The organism is Marinomonas epiphytica (assembly GCF_054780655.1).
The window spans coordinates 49,299-65,989 of sequence record NZ_BAAGVX010000026.1 but is presented as its reverse complement, the minus strand read 5'-3'; the positions used below and the strand labels follow the sequence as shown (position 1 = coordinate 65,989).

The window sequence follows — 16,691 nt, the reverse complement described above, 5'->3', positions numbered from 1 at the left end:
CTAGACAATAGGTTAACAATGCATTCTACCAGCTTCTATTGTTCGAATATTGACGACTTTCGCCAGCAAACCTCTGGTCTAGACACGCCGTCACTCATCCAAATTTATGGCCACATACCCATAGCTGAAGCGCAGGTATGGGCAGATGAATTATCCAATAGTTTTGCTAATGCCTGCCGCATAGGAATGGCCAGTGAACGACACCTATGTAACGGAAAAATATGTCGTACTGGCGTCACTGTTATATTTTCTTATTTCCAGCAGTCACTAATACAACATCATGGCGCACCTTACTTAGCAGCACAAGCAAAACAAAGTGGCCAGCAACTCCTTACTCCATTTGTTGCCAATGATCGCCTTAGAATTGCAGATTCTGCAATGATCGTTCTACTGGAAACTGAACACACCATTTGTGACGACTTCTTCGATGTTACTCAAGAGTACAATCTATCTATCGCAGGTGGGCGTGCGGGGTATTCAGATCACAAAAATAGTTGGGTCCTCTATCAGGATAAGGTTCACCAAGAATATAGCGTCTGTGTTGCCATTGGTAATAATGATAAGCCCCAATTACGAGATGCGTTTGTCGACAGCGTTACCATTGGGCGTCGCATGTTAGTCACTTCCAGTGAAGGGAACCGTCTTAATACAATAGATAATTTGCCCGCTCTTCAGATATACAAGAAGTACCTAGCCAATGGAGGAGACATTTCATCAGAGGTAATTAAACGCTTCGCTCTTAAGTCTTTCGAAAATGGCATAGAGATTAATGCGATACCTTTAGAGTGTTACTCTGATCAGAGTATTCAAATGAGCGATCAGTTAAGGCAAGGAAGCTATGTTAAGTTTATCTATTTCCATCCAGCTCAATCTTTACATAAAGTCATCCCACATATTAAACAATTAAATGACACATCACCCGAGAGTATTTTGGTGTTTAACTGTTTAGGTCGAGAACAGTTTGAGTTAGAAAACCCGCAAGACAAGTTAGCACTATTAAACCAGGTCAGCCCTATTAGTGGTCCCTATTGCTTTGGAGAATTTTTTACAAACGAATACGGCACTCAGGTTTTACAATACGCTCTTACTTATGTTGCCTTGGCTGAGCAGTGCTCTAGTAACAACCGACTCCCTAAGACATTACAGCTCCCTAGTGAAAGCCTATCGTTAACACCTTTGTTTAATCTATTGAACAACTCTTTTCGAGATATGGACCAGGAAGCAGACCAGCTTCCATTGGGTTATGAAAACAAAGCAAAAAGCGATTGGCTACACGACTTACAAACAGGTTTGTTAAATCGTTTTTCTTTACTCAGACAACTACACGGCCCAGACAAAGTAGCTCATTTAGCCGTCATTCGTATTCGAAACTTTCGCCTAATTAATGAGCAATATGGCTACAGCGCTGCAGATAACCTACTCGTTCAAATGGCTAATTATTTAGATGGCTTTTTAACTACAAACTCCATTGGTATTGAGTTTACCTGCTACCGTTTATCAGCCAATGAAGTGGCTATATCCATCAATTCAAATATTGCTCCGCGAAAAGTTGTGCGCTTATTTCGAGATATCTGTGAAGATATAGAAAGCCAAGAGTTTCAAGCCTCGAATCGTGTTGAAGACTTACTGGTTGTGAGTTTATCTGTGGGGATTGCTTCCACTTTTGGCCAGAAAGGGGAGTCAATCTGCAAACATAAGCACTTATTAATAAAGGCCAGCGAAGCCAGACGTTACGGACAAATAAATAATCACTCTATTTATTGGAATGGCGACCTACCTCCGAAAGATAACCTAGATCAAAACCTAGGCTGGATCAAAACCGTACGCCAAGCCCTCGAACTTAAACAGGTAGTGCCCTATTTTCAGCCCTGTTATGACAGCCAAACAGGAAAAGAAATTGGGGCAGAAGCACTAATGCGGGTCTGTATTGATGATAAAGTAATAACGCCATTCCACTTTTTAGACCTAATTAAACAAACTCAGCTTTACCCTAAAATCACCCAAGCAATCTTGGCCCACTGTGAGCAAATTTTACAGAGCTACCCAAATGCTCGCATCGCCATCAACTTATCGGTTCTTGATTTTAAACACTATGCCACTATGCGGGTCTTAAGAAAATTCTTTCGATACAATCAAGTAAAAGATAGATTGACCTTAGAGATTACCGAAACAGAGTCCATCCAAGATTACGAATGGATCAGCCCCATTTTACAAGAGTTTCGTGACGCTGGAGCCCTGTTGGCCATCGATGATTTTGGTGCCGGCTATTCCAACTTAGAAAAACTTATTGCCTTACAGCCTGATATCCTGAAGTTAGATGGCAGTATTATTAAGACCATTGATCAAGACGAAAAGCTCCACAAACTTGTACACAATATTAATAACCTAGCTCACTCTCTTGGCATCAAAACCCAAGCGGAATTTGTCCACAACAAAGCCGTAATGGACATTCTTGTGGATATGAAAGTGGATTATCTACAGGGTTATTATTTGTCTGAGCCTATTTCAGCTCAAGACTGGCGTCAAAGCCTCAGCACTCAATCGAATTAAGCTCTTTGATGGGCAAAAGGTAATACTTTTTCTATGTGCGTGTGTTTACTTAACAGCATAAGTAAACGATCCACCCCTAAAGCAACACCAGCGCATTCAGGCATACCACTTTTGAGCGCGCTGACCAACCTTTCGTCTTGTGGTCGAGATTCTCGCCCCATTGCTGCACGGGCCTGTTGATCTTGTAAAAAGCGAGCCTGCTGCTCTTCAGGGTCTGTTAATTCAAAATAGCCATTAGCCAGTTCCATACCCTGCCAATACAATTCAAACCGAGCCGCTATATGTTGACCATTTTCATCCAAACTCGTTTTCGCTAAAGCCGCTTGTGAAGCAGGGTAACTGTGTACAAAACAAGGTTGCAGCTGACCAATTTTTTGCTCAACCACACTGGCAAAAATTAACTCAAGCAAGGTGTCGCGGTCAGTTTCATCAAGGCCGTATTCAGTATGTTGATGAGCACATTCTTGCAATTCTTTTAAGGAACTAAGAAAAGGGTCCAAACCCACCGTTTGCATAAAGGCTTGCTGATAACTGATACGCTGACAAACTAAGGTTGGAGTGTCACAAATGGCTTGTAAAAGGTGTTCTATCTCTGTCATTAATTGCCAATGATCAAAGCCCACTCGATACCACTCTAACATGGTAAATTCGATACTGTGTCGGCGGCCAATTTCTTCCGCCCTAAACACCTTCCCAAGCTGATAAATGGACCCGCTACCTGCACAAAGAAGGCGTTTCATTGCGAACTCTGGTGAGGTTTGCAAATAGTAGGTTATTTCCTGACCTTGATGGCATACCTGACTAGTCAGAACTTCAATATGAGGATCGCTGATGCTAGCTAAAGACAAGCATTGGGTATCGACTTCTAACACATCATGACGCTCAAAGAAGTCTCGTATTGTTTTGAACACTTGAGCGCGTAATTTCAAACTGCCTAGCTCGGCAGTTGGTTGCCATTGATCAGCTTGGTACATAAAGGTTACTCAGAAAAAGCGCCATCATACCAGAGCTAAGCCATAAGAGGAGCTTAAATTGCTCCTCTTATGGCAAGATCACTGTGTTCGATGCATCAAGGCACGAAAAAACGACACGTTCATTTGCCCAATCATTAAACCGAGTAAGATCAGTAAGGCCGCGCCCACTTCCACTAGACCAATTGCTTCTTGATAGAACCAATGACCACCTAATAAGCCGAACACTGGCACTAATAAAGTCATTGGGGCTACGGGTGAAAGGCCATATTTCATGATCATTTTATTCCATAACCAATATCCTAAAAGGGTAGTTGGATAGGCTTGGAAAAGCGCTGAAAATAAAGCAAATTGATTAAAATTTTGCGGCAATTCAGTCAACACACTAAGACCCTGAGTCGCAACTGCCAACACCAATAAAGGGATAGGCGCAAACAACATTCCCCATACATTAAACGCAAATATTGCTTTGGTATTAGCACGTTTCACAATTAAGCCGTTAAAGCTCCAACATACCGAGGCAATTAACACTAGCGCCAAGCCTTTGGTTGTCACCGTACCACCGTCAGCGTACATAATCAAAGCCAAACCGAGTAAGGCCAACCCAGCGCCAAATAATTTAATGCCTGTAATTTTCTCATTAAGGCATAGCCAGCCAACCAACAGCCCGCTCACAACACTCATATCCAGTAATAAAGACGCCATACCAGCCGACAATCCAGCACCTATTGATAAGGTTGTCATGCCCCATACTCCTACGCCGAACGACAGCCCATAAAGGATCAAGTAGCGCCACGGCACATCCGGCTTTTTCACAAAGAAAATAAATGGAAACACCGCAAAGCTAAATCTCAATGCCGTCAACACCAAAGGGTGAACTTGATTCACTCCTAGCTTAATAACACTAAAGTTCAGCCCCCATAATGCCATTAAGGCAACTAATAATACTAAGTCCCGTGTTTTCATAAGCCCTGCTCCCAATCGTTTGATATGACAATAGTATTGAGGAAAAACCATTAAGAGTGCAGATTCAATTTTTGGTAAAAAATAGAGTACAATTTAACAAATGCAGCAAAGCAGGAAAAAACAAATGACACTTTATGAAAGCCTTGCCCACCAGTTTATCGACGACATAAAGTCCCATAAGCTGGCGGTCGGCACTCGCTTACCGGCTTTGCGAACACTGGCAAAACAGCACCAGGTGAGCCTGACGACAGCGACCAAAACCTATGATTATTTACAGCAAACAGGCTGGATCTACGCTCAACCACAGTCGGGCTACTTTGTCTCTTCTGATGCGTCCACTCACACTAGCCCAACGCCAAATACTCATATTGCACTACACCGAATAGAACAACGAGACCCTAAAGAATTCGCGCCAGAAAAAGGCTACAACCCTAGTTCAGGCTTGTTTACCCCTTTAGGTACATCCATGATTGCACCACAACTGCAACCTACTGAAGAACTCCAAAGAGCCATTAAAAGAGCGACTCGTCGTGCTGGCAAACAACTATTTAGTTACCCAGAACCGGAAGGGGAAAACTCATTAAGACATGCCCTAGCTCAGCATTTTCAAAAAGACAGATTCGCTTTTTTAGCCAAGGAACTTGTGATCACAAATGGATGCATTGACGCCGTACGCATTGCCATTCAAGCACTGACTAAAGAAGGGGACACGATAGCAATTGCCTCTCCTTGTTTTAGCGGGCTATTAGACTTGTTAGTTGGCATGTCTCGTAACGTTATTGAGATTCCAGTACAACCGACTGGCATAGACTTAGACTATTTCGAGTCGGTGTTGCAACAGAAAGCAGTGAGCGCTTCTTTATTTAGTACTTCCAACATTAATCCGATTGGTAATAGCTTGCCTGTTCAGCAAAAACAGGCACTTGCTCATTTATCCGCTAAGTATAAAGTGCCCATGATCGAAGACGATATCTATTTCGAGTTAAGTCACCATCAGCAAGCTACCCTGCCCGCCAAGCATTGGGACACACAAGGCTATGTTGTTTGGTGTGGGTCTGTGTCGAAAACCCTTGCTGCTGGATTGCGTTTAGGTTGGTGCTTACCAGGGCGCTTTTATAATGCTTACTTGCATCAACAACTTGCCACAGGATTTGGCGTAAACCCATTAATTCAAAGCGCCTTAGCCGAGTTTATTAATACCGGGGAGTATCGCCGCCATGTTAATAAAATGCGCCTCAAGCTCACTCAACAAGTACATGAATATCGCCAGTTTATGTTTCAACACCTGCCCGCCAATAGCAAAATTAGCTTACCTCAAGGTGGGATGGTACTTTGGATTCAAGTGCCACATTTAGACTCCACACAGTTAGAAAAACAAGCTCTGGTGAAAAACATAGAGATCCGTAGTGGCGCATGCTTTAGCACTCACACTTTTTATCATGATTGCTTTCGTATTAACTGCGGCTGGCCGTTACAAGTTCAAGGGGATACAAGCCAAGTACAACAACAACTTCTTGCTCTATGCGACATGGTAAAAGCGCTCATCAAAAACGAAGTCTAAGCTACGTAAGGCATGCATACAGAGCTACTCTCTCATTTAGAAATGTTATATCATAACAATAATATTTTTTAGGAGAGAAACATGGCGAACAAAATACCTGTTACCGTATTAACTGGGTTCCTTGGCAGTGGTAAAACCACGCTACTTAATCGAATCCTATCTGAAGAACATGGCTTAAGAATCGCGGTTATTGAAAATGAGTTCGGTGAAATTGGTATCGATCAAGATTTAGTCATTAACGCGGATGAAGAAATCTTTGAAATGAATAATGGGTGTATTTGCTGCACCATTCGTGGAGACCTTGTGCGCATTTTATGCGACCTCGCTGAACGCAAAGACAAATTTGATCGGGTCATTCTGGAAACAACGGGTATGGCAAACCCTGGCCCTGTCGCGCAAACCTTTTTTGTCGACCCTGATGTAGGTCGCCAGTTCGAACTCGATGGCATTATTACTCTTGTAGACAGTAAACACGTTGATCAACACCTTGATGAAGAGACCGATGAGGTTATGACTCAGGTGGCCTTCGCTGATCGCATTATTATGAACAAAGCGGATCTAGTTTCTCAAAGTGATTTGCAAAAGCTATCTTCACGATTACAAAAAATCAACCAGATGGCGGGGTTATATCAAACAACCCTAGCTGATGCACCTATACCAGAGTTGCTGGACATTGGCGGTTTTAATCTACAGCGGGCATTGGAAATGAAAGCCAACTTTTTGGAACCAGAATACCCATTTGAATGGGGCGGAACATGGTTGCTTAAAGCCGGTGACTTTCGTTTGCAGCTAGAAAATGGTCCAGACCCAGATATGAAGCTACTTGTACACGAACTTGATGACAGCTCCCCAAGAAACTTACTAGAGCTTGCCGAGTCCGTTTATGTTGCCTTTTCAAATCAGGGTCAGTCACTGTCTCATAGTGAGGCGATCACCGAATACGGCTCTTGCTATCGCCTGCAGCTTGAAGGGCAAACATCTTATTCATTTGACTTAAAGAACGACCAAAGCAAAACCATCGCTATTTTTTCTCAGCACACTCCCGAAGAGTTTAATATGTCCTTGTTAGATGCTAGTGGCACAGCGCTAACCTGCTTAGGCCAACACTATTTCAACCCTGATCACCATCACCATGACGCCGTCACGTCCGTAGCAATTGAGCTACCTGGATCGTTCGATGTCTCTAGGATTAACGCATGGATTGAAATGTTCATCATGGAAAAAGGGGAAGACATTTATCGAATGAAAGGCGTTTTTGCAGTGCATGGAGAAAAACATCGCATTCTTTTTCAAGGTGTACACATGATGTTTGGCGGTATTCCAGGTAAACCTTGGGGAGATGAGCCACCTTGTAGTAAAATGGTTTTCATTGGTAAAAACCTCGATGAAAACTATTTACGCAATGCCCTCAATGCTTGTTTATACACAGAGCAATAAGGCACCATTGTTAACCCCCGTATGGAGTCGTGTTTTTGAGAACTCGGCTCCAGCCAACATAAGATATCGCCGCCATAATGAAAGATGTTAAGAACGTATTCCGTAACCTGGAAAAAATGTTGAGAAACGCCAGTTGGTTTAACGATGATTGGGAAATTTACAATAGAGGCCCCTACTTACAACTCTACAAAAGTAGCTGGTATAACCATAATCAAGGTGGCGTCCACTTTGAAACTTTTATTGAGGCACCTCAGATAAAGCAAAAAGCCTTCCCTATTTGTTTGCACGCAGAGGAAGACTGCCCGAACCAAAATCAATTCATTGACGAATTACTCGCGTTAGAAGGTCAACGCATTAACTCTTGGAAAGGCTACCAAACCATAGGATCTGGCTACCATGTTTGCGAGCGAAGCCTGCCTTTGAATTTTAAAAACCTTGAACAGCGCATTTATGAAGAGCTAAACCGTTTACGTCAGCTCGAAGGCAGCATTGAACAAGTTTTAGAAGAGCTACAATAGCCCCATGAAAAAGCAAAAGAGCCCTTGTATCAACCTATGTGAATTTTCTGGCCCCAAAGGTTGGTGCATTGGCTGCGCCCGCACTCGCCAAGAATGCCAACAATGGAAAAACATGAAACCTTATGATCGAAGTAAGGTAGAAAAAGAGCTTCGTAAGCGACTTTCTCATATGAAAAATTGATATAAAAAAAAGCCCAAAGAGCTGTATATACAGATCTTTGGGCTAAAACCCTACTTCTCTCTTTTCTGTACGACTAAATTCTCTACTCATCCACCTCTAATAATATAGAACCGCTGGCAACCACATTGATAACTGTGGCACATAGGTCAGTAATAACAACACTGCCACCAGAGGGATCATAAAAGGAGCTGTTGCTTTTACACAGCGTTCAAATGGCACGTCAGACACCTTCGCCAGCACATACAACACAATTCCTACTGGAGGTGTCAGTACACCTAGCATTAAATTGAGTATCAAAATAATGCCGAAATGAACTGGGTCAACACCGATTCCAATCGCCATAGGTAACAATACGGGGACTAATATTGTGATAGCGGCTAGGGTTTCCATAAAGCAACCAATCAACAAAATAATCAAATTCATGATTAACAATAGCGCCAGTGGGTTATCTGTCACTCCTTGTAGCAACACAGCAAACTCTTGAGCAACTTGGTTGGCCGTCAATATCCATGCAAAAATCGAGGATGCCGCAATAATCATTAGTATGGTGGCGGTTGTTTCTAATGTCTCGCTGGACACCCGCAACATCGACCTCCAAGTCAGAGTTTTATACACAAAGAAACCTAAAAACATGGTGTAGGCTACCGCTGCAATTGCAGCTTCGGTCGGTGTGAAAATCCCTGTAAGAATACCCCCCACTATAATAATAGGGGTCATTAAAGGGGCCACAGCACCTTTAAAAGCATGTAAAAATAAACGGAACTGAAAAGAAGCGTCTCTTGGATAACCTCGTTTACGAGAATACCAAGCCACCATCATCATTAATGAGCCAGCCATTAATATGCCGGGAATAATCCCAGCAGCAAACAGTTTACCAATCGACGCATCCGCAATAACGCCATAGACAATCAAAGGCAAAGATGGAGGAATGATAGGTCCAATCGTTGATGACGCAGCAGTAATACCGACGGAAAAATCTTTATCGTAACCGGCTTCTTCCATGGCTTTTATTTCTATATTACCAAGGCCACCGGCATCCGCGACCGCCGCCCCAGACATACCGGCAAAAATCACACTCGCACCAACGTTTACATGGCCTAAGCCACCATGCATCCAACCCACGGCAGTACGAGCAAAATAAAAGATTTTATGGGTAACACCAGCCACATTCATAATATGACCAGCCAAAATAAAAAATGGAATAGCGATCAATGGAAAGCTATTTATACCGCTAACCATATTATGCAGTACAACCAAACTTGGCATACCGTTGAAAACAATAAACAATAAAGAAGATAGGCCTAAGGAAACAGCAACGGGTACACCTATAACTAACAGGCCGAACAACATAACAAACAATAATAAAATTGACACAAGCGTCTCCTAATCTGAAATCGCGCGTTCTTCAATTTCAGAAACCAGTTGGCTCCCAGAACTTCGGATTTTATGAACCAGCCAAATCAATGAAAAAATAGCCATGGCAGCAAAACTCAGTGAGACAGACCAATATATGTAACTTTTAGGAATCGGAATCGACACCATATTTTGTTTAGTTTTCATGGCAAGGTCTGCCCCCACCCATGCCATGAGTGAATAAAAACCTATGGTGATGGCCTCGGCCAGTACTGCCAACCACTTGGCAGCACCAACGGAAACAAACCGATAAAAAAACTCTAAGAAAATATGAGCCCCTTTGCGAACACACAATACAGAGCCTAAGAAGCCGACTAGAATGAGCAGAAAACGAGACACCTCTTCTGTCCAGCCCATTGAGTCATTCAACACATAGCGTGTGAAAAACTGCAAAAACACCACAGCCATTAACACCCAAAAAACAATCAACCCAGGTAACGCTACCCAGCTAAATTGAAAAGTATTTTCTTCAGGTGATTGTGTATCAGCCGCAAGGGGCTGCGTTGATTTCTCTAACTCTGATTTCGACATTCTTTAGCTCTCTATCCGTATACTGCTTAGTTAAAGCGACTTTAGCCTTTCAACTTGCTCAGCCGTGAACGGTGTATCCAAGTCTTCCATGTAGTTTAGAACCATATCCTGAAAAGCTTCTCCGTCTACTTTCTCTACCACTATACCCTGAGATTTAAACCATTCACCTAACTCTTGCTCAGACTGATTAATCTGATCAGAAGCGCGGTAAGAAGCTTGTTTAGTAATCTCTTTAATTGCTTGATAGTCAGCATCTGAGACTTTAGATTTCACTAATGAAGAGACGATAGTTAAAGACGAAATGGTAATGTGCCCAGTTAAGCTGATGTGAGATTGCACTTCATGAAATTTCTTCGCTTTAATGGTTGAGAGTGGATTTTCTTGTGCATCTACAACACCTTGCTGCAAACCAAGATACACCTCAGAGAAGGCCATTGGCGTTGGGTTAGCCCCTGTCGCACGAGGGAAGATCATGAACAAAGGAGCGTTGGGCACACGAATTTTCAAATCTTTCATATCACTAGGCTTTACGATTGATTTGTTTGATGTGACATGGCGCTGGCCATAAAAACTTAGCGCTGTCACTTCATGCCCAGTCGCGTCTAAGTAGCCTGCTTGCATTTCTTTAAACAAGTCACTATCACGATACTTTTTCCAGTGATCGTAGTCTCGGATCATGTATGGGTAGTTAGACATGGCAATAGGGCCATAGTATTGACCACCGAACGCCGCCCCTGTGTAAATAATGTCTACAGAGCCAATATTCATTCCTTCGTTAATGTCGACCTCTTTACCCAAAGAAGAACTTGGGTGAACAGTCAAAGAAACACGTCCATCCGTTTGCTTGCTAATTTCGTCCGCTGCCCATTCAGCAGCTTGATGGTAAGGGTGAGAGGTCTCATAGACATGAGCCCATTTTAATTTGGTATCTGCATAAGCAGGTAACGAAGTTAATAAACTGGTAGCAGTTAAGGCTGCAGCACCTATGAATAAACGTCGCGTGATGTTGGTGATCATAATAGCGTATCCCTTTTGTTATTTTTTTGAACAATGGACCATTTTTATGTTGGCCGTTTTCTATATGACTCACCAAAAAAAATAAACCAAACAATCACTACAACAAAGAAAAAACCATTTAAATCGATTGAATTTTTTAGTTTGGTCGACCAAAATAACCATTCATAACCATTTTGGTCAAAACAAGCCCTGGATACCATTATGCCTATTGAACCTTTAACTGCCGATTTCAGCATACAAGAAGCCCGCAATACGGATATTGTGATTAATGAACTACAGAGCCTAATCAAGAATGGCAAACTCAATCATGGTGATAAACTCCCTTCAGAAAGGAGCTTAATGGCCCGCTTTCAGGTGGGGCGTCATGCCGTACGCGAGGCGATTTCAGTATTAGCTCGAGACGGCTATTTAGAGGTAAAACCCAGACACAGACCTATTATCACCTACATTCCTCAAGACGCAGCCTTTGATATGATGGGGAGTTTTATTCAGCATTTTTTAAAAGAGAAAGATGGCTATGAGCAGCTATTTAAAAGCCGTGCTTTTATTGAAGCGTCGCTCGTTCGCCATGCTGCTTTATATGCTCGCAAAGAAGATATTCAAACATTGAGAGAAGCGCTTGAAGAAAATAAAGCGGCGATTGGCAATACAGTGCAATTTTATTTAACCGATATCAAGTTTCATAAAGTCTTGTACGACATTCCTAAAAACCCGCTTTTTGCCATGCTTCATAAAGCCTATATCACATGGTTAAGTCGCCATTGGTCGAGAATGGTCCGAAGCGCCGATTTTGATCGTATCGCCTATCATGCCCATGAAAGTATTTTTAACGCCATTGTCGAACGAGATCCAGATGAAGCAGAGCAAGCGCTACAAGATCACTTAAAAGTTTCTTGGGGCCATGTTAAGGGTACATTCAAAAATAGCCCTTTTTCAGGTTAATCCTGTATTATGCCATTTTAAGCAAAGCCCTAATGTGACAACACGCTGCACGACCTAGCGCATCAAGATCATAGCCACCCTCTAAAATAGAGACGATGCGACCTTGGCTATAACACTCAGCCACTTTCATGAGCTCCTGAGTAATCCATGTAAAGTCTTGATCTTCCAATCTTAATTGCCCCATGGGGTCGGCTTTATGGGCATCAAAACCCGCTGAAATTAACAATAGCTCGGGCTCATACTGATGCAGAGCAGGGATCAATTGAGTAGAGATTGCTTGCCTAAACTCATTACTACCTGTGCCCGCCTCTAATGGAATATGCAATATATTGTCATGACTCTTACCTGGGTCACTATAGGGATAAAAAGGATGCTGATAACTCGATCCATAGAAGATACCTGAGTCACCGCTGACAATATGTTCCGTGCCATTACCGTGATGGACATCAAAATCGATAATAGCAATCCGCTTTAGTTGATAGTTTTGCTGTGCATAGCGAGCCGCAACTGCAACATTATTAAAAAAGCAAAAACCCATTGCTTGATGCTGCTCTGCATGATGACCTGGTGGGCGCACAGAACAAAAGGCATTATCTACTTCTTGCTTCATCACCATATCCAGAGCTTGGATAGCGGCTCCGGCTGCATACAAAGCCGCATCTAAAGAGTGTTGCATAAGAATGGTCTCAGGTTCTAAAGAGATCGACTCTTCACCCTGAGCACCCTGTAAAAGCTGAGCTTGCGCTAATATACCATCTACATAGTCACTGTCATGAGCCTTTTTAATCTGTTCAATACTGGCCGGTTGAGCCTCACGCCAATGCAAAAAATCCAACATTTGACCTGCAATTAATCGGTCATGAATGGCGCCTATGCGAGCCGGTGACTCTGGATGTTCAGCGCCCATCTGGTGCTTTTCACATGCATCATGGGTGATGTATGCCGTTGCCATGTTCTCTCCTTTATTATTTTCGTGCTTTAGCAGCTAACTTCACGCAGCACAGATTCGAACATACTTTCAAAGCGTTACTATTATCATAAAGTAGTAAAGACAAGCTATCCTACGATAGTCTACTATCTAGGTGAATTGATTAGAGGACGAGTCTGTGAGTCAGCACGCTTTGCAATCCCTAATGGCCCCACAATCCATCGTGGTGCTCACTGGTGATAACCCCAAAGACCCGATAATGTTGGCCTTGGTTCGCAACCTTCTACAGGGCAACCTTCAACGGACCTTACATGTGGTGGGGGTGGAGCCTACTTGGCCTGAAGATAAACGTCCTGAGAAAAGTTCTTCTGATATTCCGAATCGAGTGCGTCATTTTAGCTCTCTAGACCAACTTACCCAGCCCTTTGACGTTGCCATCCTGGCAGGCTTTCATCAAGAGTCTATGGAGAATATTATCGCCGCCTGTGGCGAAGCCCGTATTCATTCATTGCTTATGCTCAGCTGGACAAAAGAGACAGAACAACGTCTTGTACCATTGTTACGAAAACATAATGTGCGTCTACTTGGGCCTAATAGCTTTGGCATTTGCCGCCCCAAACAAGGCATTTTTGCTTGGCTAGGACTTACTCCCCCTATTCCTGGACGTCTTGCTCTGTTGTCTCAATCAGGCACCATTGCAAGTGCCTTAGTGGACTGGGCAAGTTGGCAAGGTATTGGGTTTTCACAAGTCGTGACAATGGGGGCTCCTGTCGATATTCAGCCCTCACAAATACTGGACTATCTGTCTACGGACTTTGAAAGCCAAGCCATCCTTATGTATTTACAACACGTTGGTAACGCGACTCGCTTTCTAAGTAGCCTACGCGCTACGAGTCGCACAAAACCGGTGGCGGTTGTTGCTGAGCACAGTATCGGAGCAAATGAAAAAGTACTGGATGCTGCATTACGGCGTACTGGTGCTGTACGGGGCCGTCGTTTAAATGATCTGGTCGCAGCGGCATCTGTCATGACCAATGCCAGACGCATTCAAGAAGGCGCGCTCATGATTGTGGGTAACGGTGCTGGCCCCGGTGAGCTAGCAGCACAAAGAGCCACTCAACTGGATGTCCCATTGTTAGAACCAAATAAACAGCTCCACCAAGAACTTGATCACATTATCGACCATCGCGGTCAAGTTGGCCCGGTTACCACAGTCTGGGCCAGTTGCGAAAGTGATGTGTTTGTCAGCTTAGCAGAAACGGCCCTTAAAGAACCTGAGTGCAGTGCCGTTTTATTGATGCTCAGTCCAACAGCACTTGTCGATCTATCCTCTTTTTATGAGCAGATCATAGAATTACACAAGCGGCAAAGAAAACTATTAATGGTCTGTTTGCTTGGCGGTGGTGAGATGATCGCAATTCGAACCCGCATTAATGAAGCAGGGATCCCTACTTTTCGAACCCCTGAATCGGCAATTGAAGGCTATCAATTTTTACAACAGTTCCAACGCAACCAGCGACTGGCAAAACAATCACCTGACAGCCATGCGGCCCATCAAACTTTAGAGGTTGATAAGGCCAGAAGCTGGCTCCAAAAAGCCATTCAAAAGCATTTTTTAGAGGCTGAAAAAGAACTGATTAAAGACGTCTTTGAAGTATTTAACATTCGCCTGTCCCTAAGAAGACAATCTACAAACTTGTTACAAGACCCACTTCATATACGCCTGTATCATGATGAAGTATTCGGTCCAGTGATTGCACTTTCAGTAGGACAAGCATGGCAAGATGAAGTCATCGGCTTACCTCCTCTAAACTCACTATTAAGTGAAGACTTACTAACAAATCTTGGAGTCAGGGGTAACCACCGCCCAATTATTCAATTGTTAACCAATATTTCAACATTGATTTGCGAGTTACCTGAGCTTCATAGCTTTCAGTTATCGGGCCTACGATTACATGAAAGTGGAAGTTGGTCGGCTGAACTACAAGCCACTTTAAAAGATTGCCAACAATTGAGACGTTATGGTCATTTGGCCATTCAGCCCTACCCTCGCCAATGGTCAAGTCATTTACAACTGCGTTCTGGGTTAATGACTCACGTGCGCCCGGTACATCCTGAAGATGCCCCCATCATGGCCGATTTTGTGCGCAGCATGTCGAAAGAAACACGCTACTTTCGTTTTATTTCCAACCTGTCTGAATTAACACCACGCATGCTAGCGAATATGTCTCATATTGATTATGACCGTGAAATGGCATTCATGGCGGTGGCCCAGATAAATGGCCAGGAAACCCTCATAGGCACAGCCCGCTACAGCGACAACTTTGACGACCAAAGCTGCGAGTTTGCCGTTGTGTTAGCAGATCAGATACAAGGCCAAGGGCTGGCCTCATACCTAATGCAGCAATTACTCCTGTCGGCTTATGACAAAGGCTTTAAGATCATGAAAGGCATAGTACTTGCCGAAAACAAACACATGTTGCAATTTTGTCGCCGCCTTGGGTTTTCTGTCATCCGCGACCTAGATGACTTAACACAAGTGGTGGTTAGTCTTTCACTGACCCCTGACTTTATCAGCGATATCCAAGCCGATGTAAAAAAGCGTGCTCAGGAATGTACCTAGCAAGCTTGTAATACCCTGACTCGAATGGCTTTTTGGTCAATGTGCTGAAACACTTTTGGACGAATTTCAGACACCCACCAGTCGTTATAAGTCTCCTCGTATAGACGCTGGCGCTCTGACTCAGAGTCGAACTCGCGCAACCAAACAAACCAGTCTTGGCCATCTTCGTCTTGGTGGGTGTAAGTATTGAGAACTCGCATTCCTTTGGAAACCTGATAAGGCAATATTTCTTCCGCCATCCAAGTTAACCAAGCTTCAAGCTTGCCTGGCAGCACTTTATATTCTCTCAATTCTACAATCGCCATATATACTACTCCCAATAAAAAACCCTGGTAACCAATCAAGGCTAACAGGGTTTGTTAATCGCTCATTAACAGGGTTATTTACCCGTTGCTCGAGAAACGTATTCACCAGTACGTGTATCGATTCGCAATACTTCACCAATGTTGATGAATAAAGGTACACGAACCATTGCACCAGTAGTTAAAAAGGCTGGTTTAGAACCGCCGTTCGCAGTATCCCCTTTCAAACCTGGGTCTGTTTCTGTTACTTCTAGTTCAATGAAGTTAGGTGGCGTTACGGCAAGAGGAACACCGTTATATAGAGTCACAACGTATTTTTCTTGCTCTTTTAGCCAGTTTTTTGTGTCGGCAATAGCGTTCTCATCTGCTGCATGTTGCTCAAACGTGCCATCAACAGCCATAAAGTGCCAGAATTCGCCATCTGTATACAAATATTCCATATCTGTATCCATTACGTCTGCACCTTCTAGGGTATCACCAGACTTAAAGGTACGCTCCCAAACACGACCGGTTTTTAGATTACGTAATTTTAAACGGTTAAAGGCTTGACCCTTACCTGGTTTAACGTGCTCGTTATCTAGAACAGCACATGGGTCGCCATCGACCATAACTTTAGTGCCGCCACGCATGTCGCTCGTAGAAATATTAGCCATACATCCTCACAGTATATATTTAGTGAAAAAGCTCCGACTGACGTATCATGTCTGTCCTAAGATCTATGCAAACCTGCATTCCTAGCAAAATAGAGCTT

15 protein-coding genes are annotated in these 16,691 nt (G+C 43.3%); 7 read left to right on the top strand and 8 right to left on the bottom strand.

Features of this window, described 5'->3' with window-relative positions; genetic code table 11:
- The first annotated feature begins 18 nt into the window (after positions 1 to 18).
- Positions 19 to 2,550: a bifunctional diguanylate cyclase/phosphodiesterase gene (locus ACYVGZ_RS05460; RefSeq protein ID WP_460752316.1), complete on the top strand. Its 2,532-nt coding sequence runs from the start codon at positions 19 to 21 to the stop codon at positions 2,548 to 2,550.
- Here ACYVGZ_RS05460 and epmA read toward each other — a convergent pair.
- Both epmA and ACYVGZ_RS05450 read right to left on the bottom strand, forming a co-directional pair.
- A complete protein-coding gene (epmA, locus tag ACYVGZ_RS05455) occupies positions 2,547 to 3,524 on the bottom strand; it encodes an EF-P lysine aminoacylase EpmA (RefSeq protein WP_460752313.1) in 978 nt (325 codons plus the stop codon). The two genes, ACYVGZ_RS05460 and epmA, sit on opposite strands and share 4 nt — an antisense overlap.
- A gap of 78 nt (positions 3,525 to 3,602) precedes the next feature.
- Entirely contained in the window at positions 3,603 to 4,487 is an 885-nt protein-coding gene (locus tag ACYVGZ_RS05450; RefSeq protein ID WP_460752310.1) for an EamA family transporter, read from the bottom strand.
- 124 nt (positions 4,488 to 4,611) lie between these two features.
- Here ACYVGZ_RS05450 and ACYVGZ_RS05445 point away from each other — a divergent pair, with 124 nt between their 5' ends.
- The 4 genes from ACYVGZ_RS05445 (at position 4,612) to ACYVGZ_RS05430 (ending at position 8,184) form a co-directional block, all read left to right on the top strand.
- On the top strand, positions 4,612 to 6,048 hold the full coding sequence (locus ACYVGZ_RS05445) for an aminotransferase-like domain-containing protein (protein ID WP_460752307.1): 1,437 nt from the start codon (positions 4,612 to 4,614) through the stop codon (positions 6,046 to 6,048).
- A gap of 81 nt (positions 6,049 to 6,129) precedes the next feature.
- On the top strand, positions 6,130 to 7,485 hold the full coding sequence (locus ACYVGZ_RS05440; protein ID WP_460752305.1) for a CobW family GTP-binding protein: 1,356 nt from the start codon (positions 6,130 to 6,132) through the stop codon (positions 7,483 to 7,485).
- Between the two features lie 77 nt (positions 7,486 to 7,562).
- Positions 7,563 to 8,003, top strand: coding sequence for a hypothetical protein (locus tag ACYVGZ_RS05435; protein ID WP_460752302.1), 441 nt, complete (start codon positions 7,563 to 7,565; stop codon positions 8,001 to 8,003).
- A gap of 4 nt (positions 8,004 to 8,007) precedes the next feature.
- The gene (locus ACYVGZ_RS05430) at positions 8,008 to 8,184 is read left to right on the top strand and encodes a DUF1289 domain-containing protein (RefSeq protein ID WP_460752299.1); all 177 of its coding nucleotides are present in this window, start codon (positions 8,008 to 8,010) and stop codon (positions 8,182 to 8,184) included.
- 96 nt (positions 8,185 to 8,280) lie between these two features.
- Here the strand turns inward: ACYVGZ_RS05430 and ACYVGZ_RS05425 are convergent, their stop codons facing one another.
- From ACYVGZ_RS05425 to ACYVGZ_RS05415, 3 genes are read right to left on the bottom strand one after another with little or no spacing between them, the layout of a single operon-like run.
- Positions 8,281 to 9,558, bottom strand: coding sequence for a TRAP transporter large permease (locus tag ACYVGZ_RS05425; protein ID WP_460752296.1), 1,278 nt, complete (start codon positions 9,556 to 9,558; stop codon positions 8,281 to 8,283).
- Between the two features lie 9 nt (positions 9,559 to 9,567).
- Positions 9,568 to 10,128, bottom strand: a complete 561-nt coding sequence (locus ACYVGZ_RS05420) for a TRAP transporter small permease (protein ID WP_460752293.1) — start codon at positions 10,126 to 10,128, stop codon at positions 9,568 to 9,570.
- A gap of 30 nt (positions 10,129 to 10,158) precedes the next feature.
- Positions 10,159 to 11,145 (bottom strand): sialic acid TRAP transporter substrate-binding protein SiaP, encoded by a 987-nt coding sequence (locus ACYVGZ_RS05415; RefSeq protein WP_460752290.1) that lies wholly within the window; start codon positions 11,143 to 11,145, stop codon positions 10,159 to 10,161.
- A 201-nt stretch (positions 11,146 to 11,346) separates the two neighbouring features.
- Between ACYVGZ_RS05415 and ACYVGZ_RS05410 the strand changes: the two genes are divergently transcribed.
- Positions 11,347 to 12,087, top strand: coding sequence for an FCD domain-containing protein (locus tag ACYVGZ_RS05410; protein ID WP_460752287.1), 741 nt, complete (start codon positions 11,347 to 11,349; stop codon positions 12,085 to 12,087).
- A gap of 7 nt (positions 12,088 to 12,094) precedes the next feature.
- Here ACYVGZ_RS05410 and ACYVGZ_RS05405 read toward each other — a convergent pair whose 3' ends face one another.
- Entirely contained in the window at positions 12,095 to 13,039 is a 945-nt protein-coding gene (locus ACYVGZ_RS05405; protein ID WP_460752284.1) for a histone deacetylase family protein, read from the bottom strand.
- Between the two features lie 154 nt (positions 13,040 to 13,193).
- Here ACYVGZ_RS05405 and ACYVGZ_RS05400 point away from each other — a divergent pair, with 154 nt between their 5' ends.
- Positions 13,194 to 15,638, top strand: coding sequence for a bifunctional acetate--CoA ligase family protein/GNAT family N-acetyltransferase (locus ACYVGZ_RS05400; protein ID WP_460752282.1), 2,445 nt, complete (start codon positions 13,194 to 13,196; stop codon positions 15,636 to 15,638).
- On the opposite strand, the gene ACYVGZ_RS05395 is transcribed toward ACYVGZ_RS05400, so the two are convergent.
- Together ACYVGZ_RS05395 and efp are read right to left on the bottom strand one after the other, a co-directional pair.
- Positions 15,635 to 15,943, bottom strand: a complete 309-nt coding sequence (locus ACYVGZ_RS05395; RefSeq protein ID WP_460752279.1) for an NIPSNAP family protein — start codon at positions 15,941 to 15,943, stop codon at positions 15,635 to 15,637. The two genes, ACYVGZ_RS05400 and ACYVGZ_RS05395, sit on opposite strands and share 4 nt — an antisense overlap.
- Before the next feature lie 74 nt (positions 15,944 to 16,017).
- A complete protein-coding gene (gene efp / locus ACYVGZ_RS05390; RefSeq protein WP_460752276.1) occupies positions 16,018 to 16,593 on the bottom strand; it encodes an elongation factor P in 576 nt (191 codons plus the stop codon).
- Positions 16,594 to 16,691 lie beyond the last annotated feature (98 nt).

Coding starts and splice junctions, on each gene's coding strand:
- ACYVGZ_RS05395 (WP_460752279.1), bottom strand. CDS start 15,943: ATGGCGATTGTAGAATTGAGAGAATATAAAGTGCTGCCAGGCAAGCTT.
- ACYVGZ_RS05445 (WP_460752307.1), top strand. CDS start 4,612: ATGACACTTTATGAAAGCCTTGCCCACCAGTTTATCGACGACATAAAG.
- efp (WP_460752276.1), bottom strand. CDS start 16,593: ATGGCTAATATTTCTACGAGCGACATGCGTGGCGGCACTAAAGTTATG.
- ACYVGZ_RS05410 (WP_460752287.1), top strand. CDS start 11,347: ATGCCTATTGAACCTTTAACTGCCGATTTCAGCATACAAGAAGCCCGC.
- ACYVGZ_RS05415 (WP_460752290.1), bottom strand. CDS start 11,145: ATGATCACCAACATCACGCGACGTTTATTCATAGGTGCTGCAGCCTTA.
- ACYVGZ_RS05435 (WP_460752302.1), top strand. CDS start 7,563: ATGAAAGATGTTAAGAACGTATTCCGTAACCTGGAAAAAATGTTGAGA.
- ACYVGZ_RS05460 (WP_460752316.1), top strand. CDS start 19: ATGCATTCTACCAGCTTCTATTGTTCGAATATTGACGACTTTCGCCAG.
- ACYVGZ_RS05440 (WP_460752305.1), top strand. CDS start 6,130: ATGGCGAACAAAATACCTGTTACCGTATTAACTGGGTTCCTTGGCAGT.
- ACYVGZ_RS05420 (WP_460752293.1), bottom strand. CDS start 10,128: ATGTCGAAATCAGAGTTAGAGAAATCAACGCAGCCCCTTGCGGCTGAT.
- ACYVGZ_RS05430 (WP_460752299.1), top strand. CDS start 8,008: ATGAAAAAGCAAAAGAGCCCTTGTATCAACCTATGTGAATTTTCTGGC.
- ACYVGZ_RS05450 (WP_460752310.1), bottom strand. CDS start 4,487: ATGAAAACACGGGACTTAGTATTATTAGTTGCCTTAATGGCATTATGG.
- ACYVGZ_RS05405 (WP_460752284.1), bottom strand. CDS start 13,039: ATGGCAACGGCATACATCACCCATGATGCATGTGAAAAGCACCAGATG.
- epmA (WP_460752313.1), bottom strand. CDS start 3,524: ATGTACCAAGCTGATCAATGGCAACCAACTGCCGAGCTAGGCAGTTTG.